This is a genomic window from Thermanaerosceptrum fracticalcis (genome assembly GCF_000746025.2).
Taxonomy (GTDB): domain Bacteria; phylum Bacillota; class Peptococcia; order DRI-13; family DRI-13; genus Thermanaerosceptrum; species Thermanaerosceptrum fracticalcis.
This window is the reverse complement of record NZ_CP045798.1, coordinates 1,765,610-1,779,681: the sequence shown is the minus strand read 5'-3', so window position 1 is coordinate 1,779,681 and position 14,072 is coordinate 1,765,610. Positions and strand designations below refer to the sequence as shown.

Annotated in this window: 13 protein-coding genes; 11 read left to right on the top strand and 2 right to left on the bottom strand. The window is 41.8% G+C overall.

Annotated elements, in window-relative coordinates; all coding sequences use genetic code 11:
* Window positions 1-6: 6 nt before the first annotated feature.
* The 9 genes from BR63_RS09190 to BR63_RS09150 all read left to right on the top strand — a co-directional run bounded on the left by BR63_RS09190 (window position 7) and on the right by BR63_RS09150 (window position 9,973).
* The gene (locus tag BR63_RS09190) at window positions 7-519 is read left to right on the top strand and encodes a 4Fe-4S dicluster domain-containing protein (RefSeq protein WP_034422218.1); all 513 of its coding nucleotides are present in this window, start codon (window positions 7-9) and stop codon (window positions 517-519) included.
* Window positions 516-812: a ubiquitin family protein gene (locus BR63_RS09185; protein WP_034422216.1), complete on the top strand. Its 297-nt coding sequence runs from the start codon at window positions 516-518 to the stop codon at window positions 810-812. The genes BR63_RS09190 and BR63_RS09185 overlap by 4 nt, the downstream gene beginning before the upstream one ends.
* 1 nt (window position 813) lies before the next feature.
* Window positions 814-2,685, top strand: a complete 1,872-nt coding sequence (locus BR63_RS09180; protein ID WP_034422215.1) for an aldehyde ferredoxin oxidoreductase family protein — start codon at window positions 814-816, stop codon at window positions 2,683-2,685.
* An 11-nt stretch (window positions 2,686-2,696) separates the two neighbouring features.
* A complete protein-coding gene (locus BR63_RS09175) occupies window positions 2,697-3,677 on the top strand; it encodes an NAD(P)-dependent oxidoreductase (protein WP_051965736.1) in 981 nt (326 codons plus the stop codon).
* A 122-nt stretch (window positions 3,678-3,799) separates the two neighbouring features.
* Window positions 3,800-5,209 (top strand): SLC13 family permease, encoded by a 1,410-nt coding sequence (locus BR63_RS09170; RefSeq protein WP_081908145.1) that lies wholly within the window; start codon window positions 3,800-3,802, stop codon window positions 5,207-5,209.
* Between the two features lie 99 nt (window positions 5,210-5,308).
* Window positions 5,309-6,340: a TAXI family TRAP transporter solute-binding subunit gene (locus tag BR63_RS09165; RefSeq protein WP_034422209.1), complete on the top strand. Its 1,032-nt coding sequence runs from the start codon at window positions 5,309-5,311 to the stop codon at window positions 6,338-6,340.
* 170 nt (window positions 6,341-6,510) lie between these two features.
* The gene (locus BR63_RS09160; protein ID WP_051965735.1) at window positions 6,511-8,433 is read left to right on the top strand and encodes a TRAP transporter permease; all 1,923 of its coding nucleotides are present in this window, start codon (window positions 6,511-6,513) and stop codon (window positions 8,431-8,433) included.
* A 306-nt stretch (window positions 8,434-8,739) separates the two neighbouring features.
* On the top strand, window positions 8,740-9,096 hold the full coding sequence (locus tag BR63_RS09155; RefSeq protein WP_187142866.1) for a hypothetical protein: 357 nt from the start codon (window positions 8,740-8,742) through the stop codon (window positions 9,094-9,096).
* Between the two features lie 121 nt (window positions 9,097-9,217).
* On the top strand, window positions 9,218-9,973 hold the full coding sequence (locus BR63_RS09150) for a peptidase dimerization domain-containing protein (protein ID WP_051965734.1): 756 nt from the start codon (window positions 9,218-9,220) through the stop codon (window positions 9,971-9,973).
* 519 nt (window positions 9,974-10,492) lie between these two features.
* On the opposite strand, the gene yqeB is transcribed toward BR63_RS09150, so the two are convergent.
* Window positions 10,493-11,296, bottom strand: coding sequence for a selenium-dependent molybdenum cofactor biosynthesis protein YqeB (yqeB, locus tag BR63_RS09140; RefSeq protein ID WP_034422207.1), 804 nt, complete (start codon window positions 11,294-11,296; stop codon window positions 10,493-10,495).
* Between the two features lie 281 nt (window positions 11,297-11,577).
* Between yqeB and BR63_RS09135 the strand changes: the two genes are divergently transcribed.
* Both BR63_RS09135 and BR63_RS09130 read left to right on the top strand, forming a co-directional pair.
* Complete coding sequence (locus BR63_RS09135) at window positions 11,578-11,883, top strand: ion channel (RefSeq protein WP_153802078.1); 306 nt, start codon at window positions 11,578-11,580, stop codon at window positions 11,881-11,883.
* A complete protein-coding gene (locus tag BR63_RS09130; protein ID WP_338056058.1) occupies window positions 11,884-12,582 on the top strand; it encodes a potassium channel family protein in 699 nt (232 codons plus the stop codon). It abuts the gene before it with no gap.
* 9 nt (window positions 12,583-12,591) lie between these two features.
* On the opposite strand, the gene BR63_RS09125 is transcribed toward BR63_RS09130, so the two are convergent.
* Window positions 12,592-13,890, bottom strand: a complete 1,299-nt coding sequence (locus BR63_RS09125) for an HD-GYP domain-containing protein (protein ID WP_051965731.1) — start codon at window positions 13,888-13,890, stop codon at window positions 12,592-12,594.
* Window positions 13,891-14,072: the final 182 nt, after the last annotated feature.

The following is a 14,072-nucleotide window of genomic DNA, read 5'->3' as shown; positions in this document are numbered from 1 at the left end:
GGTTCTATGGGAAAAATCAATGTGGATTTTGCACAGTGTACCGGTTGCAGGATGTGTGAAATATGGTGTTCCTTGAAAAAAGAAGGGGTTGTCAATCCCAAGAAAAGCCGGATCAGGGTAACCTTAATAGGATTACCGGAAATCCCCGTTCCGGTTACCTGTCAGCAATGCAACTCTGCTCCTTGTGCCAGGGTTTGCGTTAGCAATGCTATTGAAAGGAATGAAACTACAGGTGTTTTAATAGTCGATAAATCCTTGTGTACCGGATGCGGAGACTGTGTTGAAGCATGTCCCTTCGGAGCTATCTTCATCCATCCCGTTGAGAATATAGCAGTCAAATGTGACCTGTGTGGTGGTGAACCGGAATGTGTTAAACATTGTGTTAGAGGCTTTTTAATCTGTGACTGCGAGGCGCCCAAGGTAGAAAAACCTACTATTAATAGTACGTCAAATCAAAAACGTGTTAAGTTTGCCCAAAAAATCTCCGTCAAATATAAGGGAGAAAAGAAAAACCCATGACTGATATTGATAGAATTTACCTGCTATCTTACGGTGACATTCAACTTATTGTCGGTACTCATAAAAAAGAGTTATATATTAAAAAGAACAGCAGTTTTTATGAATTCTTAGAGTATCTGATTGAGATTTACGGTAAAGAAATAAAAGAACTTATCAAAGACCCTGACACAGGTCAATATCTGCCTATTATGTATGTCATTAACAGTAGGGTTTATGCCCAAAAAGATCTCTGTGATGTCAAATTAAAAGACCAGGATGAAGTAGCTATTATCTATTACGCGGAGGGAGGATAAAATGGCTTCTAAAAAATTTCCCTATGGAGGGTATAAAGGGCAAATTTTACGCATTGATCTCTCAACGATGAAAATAATTAATGAACCTTTAGATCCTCAATTAGCTGAAAAATTTTTAGGGGGGAATGGGCTAGCTGCCTATTATTTATACAAGGAAATACCTCCTAAGATTGACGCTTATGACAAAAGAAATAAAATTGCCATTATGACGGGTCCCATAGCCGGTACCATACTGCCTCTTTGTTCCCGTGTGGGGGTCTTTGGTAAATCTCCGCTAACTGATATGTTTTTTGACAGTTATGCTGGCGGTTACTTTGCGCCCGAACTAAAGTTTGCCGGTTATGACGGTATTCTTATTGAAGGTAAAGCTGAAAACCCCGTTTATCTATGGATCGATGATGGAAAGGTAGAGTTTTGTTCTGCTGAAAGATTATGGGGTAAAGGTATTTATGAGACACAGCGACTAATTAAAGAAGAGCTCAACGACGAAGAAGTGCAGATTGCCGTAATAGGTCCTGCTGGTGAAAATTTGGTTCGTTATGCCGGGGTTTTCTTTGGAGTGAGGGCTGCAGGAAGGGGCGGGCTTGGGGCCGTTTTAGGATCGAAAAACCTGAAAGCCATCGCAGTTAGGGGATCTTCTGATATAACTGTTTATGACCACGAGGGATTAGTTGAGCTTAGTGAAAAAGTTATTCAGCAAATTATGAAAAATCCAGTGTCAGGAAAGACTTATTATGAATTTGGTACTACACCAAATGTAATGGCCGGAAACCTGGCCGGCGTATTGGGCACCAGGAACTGGCAGACTGAAGTATTTCCTGAGGCAGAGAAAATTAACGGCGTAGCTTTTAAGAATACACTTGTGAAAAGAAATAAGGCCTGTTACAACTGTCCCATGATGTGTGGCAAAATTGCGGAAGTAAATGATGGACCTTATCAGGGTGCTGTTACAGAAGGGCCGGAGTATGAAACATTATTTAGTTTGGGTTCATTATGCGGTGTTAGTGACCTGAAAGCTATTGCTCTTGGCGACAGACTATGTGATGACTATGGGATGGATACACTTTCTGCAGGAGCAGCAGTTGCCTTTGCCATGGAATTATATGAGAGAGGTATTTTGTCTCTGAAAGATACAGGCGGGATCGACCTTAAATTTGCTAATGCCGAAGCAATGCTGGAAATGCTAAAGCTAATTTCGGAGCGCAAGGGATTAGGAGATATCTTAGCTGAGGGGACTAGAAGAGCCGCACAAATTATCGGAAAGGGTTCGGAAGACTATGCTGTACATATTAAAGGTCTTGAACCTGCCGGCCACTCAGCCCGGGCCCATAAAGGATTGGGGATGGGTTATGCCGTTGCTACCCGGGGTGGCAGTCACCACGACCCCAGGCCCAAAGCAGAACGCAGCGGAGAGGTTGACCGGGTAACTACCGAAGGCAAAGGACAATATGTCGCCATTATTAATAATATGACGGCAGCTACAGATTCCTTTATTATTTGCCACATGGCTGAAAATTTTTTAGGTTTTTTTGATATTACAGAGGTCCATTCTCGAGCAATTAAACTGGTAACCGGTTTAAATTTTGGCGTAGATGGAATAAGGACGCTGGGAGAAAGGGTGTGGAACCTGGAAAGGGCCTTCAATTGTCGAGAAGGTAAGAGAAGGGAAGATGATACTCTGCCGAAAAGATTCCTAACGGAGCCCATTCCGGAGGGCCCCAGTGCCGGATTATATATTACTGAAGAACAGCTGGAAAAAATGAAAGATGATTATTATGCTTTCAGAGGCTGGGACCTTCAGACTGGTATTCCCACTAAAGAGAAGTTAAAGGAATTAGGATTAGAATTTACTATAAAAGATTTATGGGACTAAGGAGGAGAAAAATGAAAGATTTAATTTTTATTGCTGAGAAAATCAATCCACCCTTACTAAAAAAGTTAGAAGAAACAAAATTATGTGAAATGTTTATTGATGAAACATTATGGCAAAGACAGGAAGAACTTATCGGAAAAGTTAAGGACGCCACTATTATCGTTGCCAAAACTTTAACTCAAATCACCAAAGATGTGATTGAAGCGGCGCCTGGTTTAAAACTAATTGCCAGGGATGGTATAGGTCTGGAAAACGTTGATGTGGACACTGCTACAGCAAAAGGTATTCCTATAACGATGCCTATGGGTGCTAACGCTGTAACTGTAGCTGAGTTTGCGGTAGGTCTTACCTTGTCATTATTAAGGCAGATTGTCTTCTCTCATGTTCCTTTGAAGACCACAGGAGAATGGCAGCGTTTTAAGTTTTTTGGAAAAACCACTGAACTTTACGGGAAGACAGTGGGTATTGTTGGCTTAGGGGCAATAGGCTATCAAACTGCCCGGAGACTGCAGGGCTTTGGTGTGAAGATTTTGGGATACGACCCTTATGTAGGGAAAAACAGGGCCTTGGAAGTTGGCTGCGAGATGACTAATTTACAGGAATTATTGGCTCAATCAGACGTTGTCATTTTACATGCCCCCCAAACAGCCGAAACTACAGGCATGATTGGGGAAGCAGAACTAAAGTTAATGAAAAACACTGCTTATATCGTCAACGTGGCCCGCGCACCATTGATTCAACACGAAGCCTTATATAAAGCATTATCAGAAAAATGGATCGCAGGTGCAGCCCTGGATGTATTCCATAAGGAACCCATCAATCCTGATGATCCTCTTTTGCAACTTGATAATGTAATTGTCACTCCCCATCATGCCGGAGGTAGTATCGAATCAACTCAGCGAATGGCTGAATATACGTTTGAAGATATCGTAAGGGCCCTCAAAGGTGAGCCTGTCTTGCATTATGTGAATATTCCGATGTTGAGGAAATAGTTTTAATTTTAGAATTAGTCAGGGGGTTGATATATGTTTAAAAAGAAAATTAGCGGTACGTTTTTGTCACTAATGGTTGTACCCGTGATCTTGGTTGTAGTTTTTCTTTAAGGAAGGTAAAAATGAGCAAATCTTTGTTAATGTATTGTAGCATCACAATATTAGCAGTTTTATTGGTGCTATTTCTAATGCCGCTTAGTGTAGCCTGGCCTGTAAAAGCAACAACCATATTATTAATTGTTGCCATAGGATTATGGATTTTCCAGCCAATACCTCTGGCAGCATCTTCAATCATTGTACTAGTAGCGTTATTCTTTTTACGAATAATTCCTTTTAATGATGTTTATCAAGGATTTTCCAATGACGCCCTTTTTATTCTTATGACTGGCATGATGATTGCTAACGGAGTAAATTCTACAAAATTGGGGCATAGAATAGGACTATGCATAATAATGTTGTTTGGAAGTACTGCCCAAAGAATCCTTTTAGGTATTATGGTATCCCTCCAGGTATTAGCATTTATAATTCCTGCCTCAGCAGTACGTGCCACCCTTCTATTGCCTATTGTGCTAATGATTATTGATATATTTAAAAAAGAAAGCCCGGCGGAAAACATTAAGAAATTATTACTAATAGGCCTTGCTTTTGGCGCTATGATTAGTGGAGTTGGTCTTATCACGGGAGCCGTGGTGAACCCCTTGACAATTGAGTTTATCCGGCAGAGTACATCATATCAGATGTATTATCTTGACTGGATGATTTTAACTTATCCCATCTCCATTCTAATGACCGTTGCAGCATGGTTGGTCCTAGTCAGGGTATTTAAACCGGAAATCAACAAGCTTCCCGGTGGCACAACTAAAATTTACAGCGAATTAACAAAATTAGGAAAACTTAGTCCTGAAGAAAAAAGATGTATTACTATTCTCCTGATCACTTTTTTACTCTGGGTTACTCAGAAAATACATCACTTACCTGTATCAGCCCCCGCTTTACTGGCCGTTGCCTTAATGGTGGCACCTGTTACAGGTATTACCGAGTGGAAGAAAGTGGTTGATATAAATTGGGGTTCAATTCTTTTATATGGCGCAAGTTTGAGTTTTGGAGGAGCACTGACTTCCACAGGTACCGCAGAATATTTAGCGGGAATGTTTTTATCATTAGAAATAGTGAAAAGTATACTAAATAGTCCACTATTAGCGGTAGCAGTAATAACTCTTTTTACTCAGATTTATCATCTAGGGTTTGCAGGTGTTACCTCCTGTCATGTAACGCTTGTGCCTCTTATAATTTCTGCTGCTGTAAAAATCGGTGCAAATCCTGTGGTGTTTGGTTTAGTTGCAGGAATCGCTTCATTGTTTGGTTTTATTCTAGTAGTAGAAACTTTGCCCAATATTGTGGTTTTTTCCTCAGGTGGTATTGAAGGAAAGGATTTACTTAAAGCTGGCACGTTATTGTCACTACTGGCTGTACCCGTGATCCTGGTTGTGGTTTTCTTATGGTGGCCTTTAGTAGGTCTTAGTATCTGGTAAAGAGAGAAGGCCTTATAATTCGATTTTGAAAGAGGGGAGGTGGAAAAAAGTAATCCCAATTGTAATACATGAAAATAATTTATTAAGGAGGAGTCAACATTGAAAAAGTATTTTAAATCAATGGTTTTGATTCTGTTATGTGTATCCTTGTTTTTGCTTATTTCTGGATGCGGGCAGTCTGAAAGTAAAACATCTGATAGTAAAACTGATATTTCAAACAAAAAGGATTGGCCTAAGGGTATTGCCGTTTCATCAGCGCCGCTGGGAGGAACCTTTCACGTGTATGCTACAGCCTGGGCTAGTATAATTAACAAGAATCTGGGTATTGCGACTAATGTAGAAGCAACCGCTGGTCCAATTGCTAATCTTCAACTAGTCGATAATGGTCAGTCAGATGTTGGTTTAGTTACAATGGGTCCAGCATATGAAGCATACAATGGAATTGGCTGGACAGATAAAAAGCATCAAAATATAAGAACTATTTTCCCAATGTATGTTAGTTATTTACACTGGTTTGTAGCACCTAATACAAATATAAAAACGGTCGCTGACTTTGAAGGTAAGGTTGTAGGTACTGGAGCCAGGGGAGGAACGCCTGATTATTATACAGTAAAAATATTAGATGATTTAGGTATAAAAGCCTCCCGTATTATTAATAGCTCCTTTAGTGAGTATGCCAATTTAATGGCAGATAAAACTATACATGCTTTCGGTGTCTTTGCCCCCACAGGTCATCCAACTGGGGCAGAAGTTATAAGAACTCAAAACGCTAAAGTGATGGGCTTAGGAGAAAAGTCGAAGGAACTTGCTAAAAAATACGGGATTACAAGTGGAATTATGAAAGCCAAAAGTTACGAAGGACAGACCGAGGATATAGAAACTCTAACTATTTACAGCGCTTTCGCTGTGAATAAAAACCTTCCTGACAGCTTAGTTTACGAATTAGTAAAAACTACTTTTGAACAAAAAAACGAATTGCAAAAAGCAGTAATACAGGCCGCTGAACTAAATTTAGATATAGTACCGGATTCGATAACTGCTGTCCCTTTACATCCGGGAGCAATAAAATACTATGATGAAAAAGGTGTTAAGCTTCCAAAATCCGCATATCCCCCAGAATATTCGAAGTAAGGAAAGACTATAGTATAAATCCATATTAACCGTTCCACTACTTGTGATTTAAAGATTTGTTATAAGAGCTCTTTGTTTATGTTTAAGTGCAACATTTGTAAATAAAGCCATAATAAACAAAGAGTTCTTTATAACTTAATTGGATTGATTAGCACAAGAGAGGTGAAAAAATGGATACTAATAAGGATATGAATTTAGATGACTTTGAAAGACAACAAAGACAGCTTAGTGGTTTTAATGCAAAGGTAGTGTTTTTGATAGGACTTACTTTTGGAATTTTTCAAATAATTGTACTTTCTGTATATCCAATAGATCCTTGGGTTTTTAGAGCCCTTCACTTTGCAGGGGCTGGGGCTATTGGCTTTTTAACATATTCTGCAATTAAGGGCAAATCAACGTCAAGACCTACAATTATTGACTTTGTAATGGCTTCATTACTACTAGCCTCAAGTATCTATATAACGGTTAACTATGTTGAAATGCTTGACAGGGTTGGCGTTGCTCCTACCTCATGGGACTTGTTTTTTGGAGCTGTAGCAATATTGTGTTTGCTTGAAATAACTAGAAGGACGACAGGATGGGCACTACCGATATTAGCAGTATTTTTTTTAGGTTATACTTATTTCGGGAAAATCTTTCCCGGAGAACTTTGGCATCGTGGATATAGTCTTGAGAGGATTATAAGCTATATGTTCAGTATGGACGGAATTTATAATATACCTTTGGGTGTCTCAGCTAACTATGTATTTATATTTATATTGTTTGGTGCATTTCTTGAAGTAACAGGAAGTGGGAAATTTTTCATTGACTTATCTTATTCAATTGCAGGTCGTTTCCGTGGAGGACCGGCAAAAGTGGCTGTTATTTCTAGCGCAATGATGGGTTCAATAAACGGGAGTGCTGTTGCGAATGTTGCAAGTACCGGAGCCTTTACAATACCTTTGATGAAAAGAGTGGGGTATAAGGCACAATTTGCCGGTGCCGTTGAAGCTGTAGCTTCAACTGGAGGACAAATACTGCCTCCGGTGATGGGGGCCGGTGCGTTCATAATGGCAGATATTACAGGTATTAGCTATTCAACCATAATTATTGCTGCAATGGTACCAGCATTACTATATTTCCTAGCTGTTATATTTATGGTTGATTTTGAAGCTGGAAAGCTTGGTCTGGTAGGATTACCAAAAAGCGAGCTGCCTGATACACTGAAAGTTCTTAAAGAGCGTGGTTATTTGCTTATACCTTTAATAGTAATGCTTTTATCATTACTTGTCTTACAAAATTCACCAGTTCGTGCTGCTATATTATCAATTGGATCCCTGATTATATTAAGTTGGTTTACAAAAAGCGAAAAAATATTCCTGAAACAATTCTTTGAGGCAGTTAGTAATGCTATGAAAGGAATGGCATCAATTGCCGCTACTACTGCCTGTGCTGGTATTATAGTCGGTGTTTTTTCTTTGACAGGATTAGGAGCAAAAATTGCATCTTTTGTAATCGTTATATCTGGGGGTAATGTGGCGGTAGCGTTATTTCTAGTTATGATGCTTTGTCTTTTATTAGGCATGGGACTACCTACTGTTGCCGCATACGCACTAGCGGCAAGTACAGTCGCACCAGCGCTAGTAGACCTAGGAGTACCGTTACTAGCCACCCATCTCTTTATTTTTTACTTTGCCTGTATGTCTACTATTACACCGCCGGTATGTTTATCTGCATTTGCTGGAGCCGCAATTGCGAAAGCTGATCCTATGGAAGTAGGTTGGCAGGCATTAAAACTTGGAAGCACGTCGTTTATTATTCCTTTTATGTTTATGATTGACAGTACTTTATTACTACATGGTGATGTGGCGACCATTATTATTGACATAACCAGTGCAATTATTGGAATTATAGCACTGTCCGCTGGAGTGAGCGGGTTCTTGGCTAATAAAATCAGTGCACTAGAACGCAGCCTTTTTATAATAGCGGCCCTTTTGTTAATGACTCCGCAAATAACAATATCTATTCCAGGGTTTATACTGTTTTGTATTCTTTGCTACTTAAATCTGAAAAAAAAAACTTCAAAACAGGAGTTATGCAGTTGGTGGAAATAAATAGAAAATGATAACTCCAAAAATATTTAAAAAGATCCTAATTTTCGACAAAAAAGGCCTTGACATTTTTGGAAAGCCCCCATAATCGCAGAGGATAGTACTTTTTACCATCACTCTGGCGATATGGGTGATATTGATGAGCAAGCTTTGTAAAGCTACTTTCGAGAAAAAAGATCACGGGCGAGGTGCCGGAATTCCGGTACTCAAGACAATCTGGGATTTGTTTGATCTTAAGCATCCTCACGGAAAAAAATCCCCTTTCTCTGCTGGCTCTTTGACAGTTCTGAAAAACGCCATGTCTGGTGCATGAACCTTGTATCGACCCTTGCTGTTTTAAAAAATGGTCTGGAATATCCCATGTTATGGCGCTTTTGGGTTAAAACCGACCGGGAAAATGAAAAACAGACTAAGCTTGACCTGGCCAGAGAGATGCTCTCGGAGATACGTCGACTGAACAATGCCAGACTCTGGGGCGCCATGGATCGCTGGTTTCTGTGTAAAAAGTTCCTATTCTGGCTTATAGCTCAGGGCTTTGACTGGGTTACCAAGGCCAAAAGCAATACGATTCTGTATCGGAAAATCTATGACCCTGTGTCACGTAAAGGACAATACATCAAGCTTAACCCGAAACATTTGCTAAAAGAAGTAGCTTTTTACCCATAGCTGTTATTGCGGCAACTTATGAGAGACCCTTCTTTGCTACGCAACCTGGGAGTCGTGTATCTGGGAAAACTCTTTTAAAGATGAGAACGGTCATCCCGTTATTCGCCTGGGTAATAAGGGTATGCTCTATGTGGAAATGAGGGTAAAAGCCGCCGCTACAGACTACCATTCCCGTTTTGCTCCCGTTATTCCCAATGCGGTGTGGAGACTTGTTTGGGCCATTTCCACACTCAAAGGTGCAAATGAAAAAATACTCATTGAAGGATTTTATGATAAGGTTAGGTCTATTCCTGAAGAAGAATATGGTGCTTTAAAAGACCTGGCAGCCCAGGAAGACAAAATAAGAAAGCGGGCCCAGATAAAGGAATTATTAAACGGGGTAACAGGAATAGACTTTGCCAATCAACTTTTTAATGCGCCTACCTGTACCATTTGCGGGATAGAATCGGGATATACCAAAGAAGGCCAAAAGATAGTACTTCCCTCTACAGCCATGGCTAAGATTGATTTTCGCCTGACCGTGGACCAGGATCCTGAGGAAATTCTTCAATTGCTAAGAAAACATCTGGATAAGCACGGGTTCCAGGATGTAGAAATACATACCTTGAGTACTGCCAAACCGGCCAAGACTCCTATTACTTCACCGTTTGTTAAGGTTGTCTTGGAGGCAGGAGCTTTAGTCTATGACAAACCTTTTGTCATTGAACCAAGTTCCGCCGGGACCGGTCCCCGCTATGTTTTCAGTAGCTGGACCGATATGCCTATTGCCTCTATAGGCCCAGGATATGCAGGTTCTCTTAATCACGCACCTGATGAGAATATTGTCCTGGAAGACTACCGGCAAGCCTTGAAAGGTAGCAAACCAAACTCCTGCTGAGATCTTTGAAAAGTTAGTAAGTTTTGTCCGAAAGTTAGGATATGACAATGTTGATATAGAGCTTAAAGGATGTGTAGAACCATCTAAAACTCCAGTCGATACGCCTTACCTCCCCCTTATAGAAGAAGCCACCCGGGAAACATATGGGGAATACATTCTCTATCCCAGTCGCCCCTCTACAGCTCCGGATTACTTATGGACCAATGTTTTGGGCTTACCCGCCATACAAGTACGCTGGGGGGATGCGGACTCGGGGAATCATGCGCCCAATGAACATTTGGCCATTGAAACGTACTTGAAAGGAATTGAGTTAACAAGTCGTGTAATACGCGTTATTGGGGAAAAAGATCTTTAACCTAATAGTGTGACAGCTGGGTGATTCCCGGAGATATTGAACACCAGGCTGAAATTATAGAAGATTCAGTAGTTGTAGAAGTTTTCTCTCCCGTTAGGGAAGATTATCTGCCATAAAATAAAAAACAATACACCCGGTTCAAGATGCCGGGTGTATTGTTTTGATTATAGTTTTTTGCTCTGCCTGAGATGGAGAATGGCTTCCAAAACCCCTCCACCGATGGCCCGGGCTTTATCGGAAATAGTGTAGCAGTATTCCTTTTTGCCCCGGGGGTCTACATCACCGATTTTCATGCCCTGTTTTACGTGGGCCCCCTGGGCAATAATGCCGCGTACGATACCCGTAATAGGTGCCAGTACTGGGCTGCCGTGGACTTCCCCTATGATCTGGTCCTTTTCTACGGAGGAGCCGATCTCTACCAGCCCCTGAAATACTCCTGTCCCAGGAGCCCTGATAATACGTTCTACTGTGAAGCCTCCGATATCTCCGGGAATGCCGGTATCCGGTAAAGCTTCACCCTGGTAGATAACTCTTCCCAGATCATGGCCCCGGCTTGTTTCGATGACGGCATCCACATCCTTACCTGCAGCGAAACCCGGTCCCACACCGATGACAATGGGGGCCTGTCCTCTGTAGGTACCTAAATTACGCTTGGCGATAATGGCATCCACCAGGGCCAGGGGATGAAGCTGTGGGATATGTTGCCCGAAAGGGTCAATTAAAACAGGAATAAATCCTTCTGTCATTTTTTCAAGGGCTTCACCGGGAGTGGAAACAAGAACGGCTGTTACGCCTTCAATGGTTGTTTGCCCATCATAGACGGACTGGGCAAATGCCACTGTGCGGCGGATGACGGTAGGTTGCGGTATTTCCAGGATGACAACGGGAAAACCGCTCTGGAAAAGGCGGTGGGCGATGCCTGTGGCCAAATCGCCTCCCCCGCGGATGATGACGGGTTGAGATGACAAATTGTATCAGCCTTTCTACATATAAAATTTCTGTTTCTATTATACCTGTTTTGGGTGGCTGTTTGGCAGGTTTAACGGAAGGGCGGAGTATGGTTTTTAATGGTCGGCAGATATACAAGTTATAAAATTTGTTATTTGGGAGGTATAAGTGCCAGAGGACTTACAACTTGGTTGGCTTGTTGAAAACCAGGTTTTCTTTATATAATAGAATAGAAAAGAATGCCTGGTTTTTCCATTATTTCCGCAGTTATTTCATAATCTATGTCTTTAAGGAGAAAGGTATGTCAGTTTATAGGAAATTAATCCTCAGTATTATCATAATTGGTTTGTTGCTTCTCCTGGGTACTCTGGGTTATATTTTTCTGGAAGGATGGAACACGCTTGATGCCTTCTACATGACGGTGATTACTATCTCTACAGTGGGGTTTAAAGAGGTAGGCGAACTTTCCCGGGCAGGGCGTCTTTTTACCGTCTTTTTAATTTTTTCCAGTGTGGGTACAGTGGCTTATAGTTTTGGCAGTCTAATTATTTTTGTCCTGGAAGGACGATTTAGAATTTTATTAAAGGAGAAGCGTATGGAAAAATAGATTTCGGAATTAAATCAGCATTATATTGTCTGTGGTGCAGGGCAAACGGGCCGGAATGTGATTAAAGAATTGCAAAAAGCGAAAGTACCTTTTGTGGTTATTGAGAAGAATCCTGAAACAGTAGAGGAATTATTTGCACAAAATATTCCCGTCATTCACGGAGATGCCACCCATGATGCAGACCTGGAAAGGGCTCAGATTAGACGGGCTAAAGGTGTGGTCTCAACTTTAAACAATGATGCGGATAATGTTTTTACTGTTCTCAGCTGCCGACAGCTTAATCCCCGTCTCTATATTGTCTCGCGATCTATTGAAGCCAGCAGTGAGGCCAAACTGATGAAAGCGGGAGCGGATGTTACCGTCTCTCCCAATGAAATTGGAGGACAGCGTATGGCTGCCCTCGTGCTTAAACCGGCAATTATAAGCTTTTTAGAGATTGTAAACCGTGGTGGTGAAGACTTGACTGTAACGATACAGGAAGTAGAGGTGGCTGCAGGTTCCTGCCTCATTGGGCAAACTTTGCGGGAGGCAGATATCAGAAGCAGGACAGGGCTTACTCTGCTGGGTGTTTTCTCCGGTGATAAGGAATATCTTAATCCTCCGGGTGATTTGGTTTTCCGGGCAGGTGACAGGCTGCTTGTTTTTGGTACCGATGAACAGGTAAATAAGCTGCTCTCTCTATGCGGTGTCTCGTCTTAGTTTTCGGTTTTATCTATTGCTTAGAATATAACTATTTCTTTGTAATTGACTTGATAAAGAGGACCATCGGTCGTCAATCAGGCCCCGGTTTTCAAAAAGGATGTCGGCTATTTCCCCATCTAAGGCACCGCCCCTTACTTGGTTATAAATGATCCTCTCTATCTCTGCCCAGGTGAGAGAGCTGCGATACGGGCGTTCTTCCCGTAACGCTGTGAATATATCCGCCACGGCCACGATCCTGGCTTTTGTATCCAGTTCGTGTGCCCCTTTGTGGAAGGGATATCCTTGCCCGTCAAGTCGCTCATGGTGATAGGCTGCCCACTCGGCTACAGGAAATGAGGGGAAAAGAGGCTTTAACCACCAGTATGTATAGTATGTATGTTGTTTCATAATGCTAAATTCTGCCTGAGTTAAACGACCGGGTTTTTGGATGATTTCTTCGGGAACTGACAATTTCCCGATATCATGGAGTAAGCCTGCCAGGTTAAGCAAAAAAACTTCATCTTGGGGGAGCCCTGCCTGTTCTGCCAGGGAACGGGCGATGAGGGCTACACCCTGGGAATGCTTGAGCGTAAAGGGACTCTTGGCGTCAACGACTCTCGCATAAAGCCTGGCCATGTGGGAAAGGTCTTCCAGTTTGATACTCCGGCGGTTTTCAGGCAATTCATCAAGGAGACGCTGGGAGACCCAGGAAGAAGTTAGGTCCATCCAGAGGCTTTCTACCTTTGTCAGATCAGCTACAACAGCCACCAGGTCGGGATCGAAAAGGGAACCCGCGTATTTTTGCAGTTGTTTAATAATATCATTGGACTGCTGTAAAATAAAAATCTTGTCATTAATCAAAACATCAACACGGTCGGCGACATAGATGATACGGCTGGGCAGAGGGATCTGGGTCCCGGAACGCCCGGAGGGATTATTTCCGGCCCAGGTGTCATGATGGGAGAGAACAATATCAGCAGCTTTATCCAGAAAAGGAATACCGGAAAGGAATTCGTAACCTTTTTGACAATGTTCCCAGGGGTTTTTGACCTCAAAATGATGCAGGCGTCTCTTTTCGTTCCAGGTGACAGCACCTACATCATGGATAATTGCGGCTGTGAACAAATTGAAAAGATCCTGTTCTTTAAGACCTGCAGCTTTACCAAGGTATAATGATAGTAGGGCTACACGTTCGTGGTGTTGCAGCAATCCTTGCGAGGAAAAATCAAGACTGCGGGAAAGGTGTACCAGGGAACTGGCCAGGTTAATTTCCAGTGTATGGACAAGTTCCTCCTTCTTGCTGTATAGAGATGTATAGGTTTCCATAAGAATCCCCCTGCCAACAAAGATTATGCTTCCCAGTGTCTAATAAGCATCCTGCAAAAGTTTTAGCATGCTGAGAAGAACAGTGCCAGGAATTACTATTCGAAATGAGGATAATTATCCTTTTTTAGAAATGTTGAAAAATCAATAATTAAGAAGAATCATGCAAAAATAACTCTCCTTGT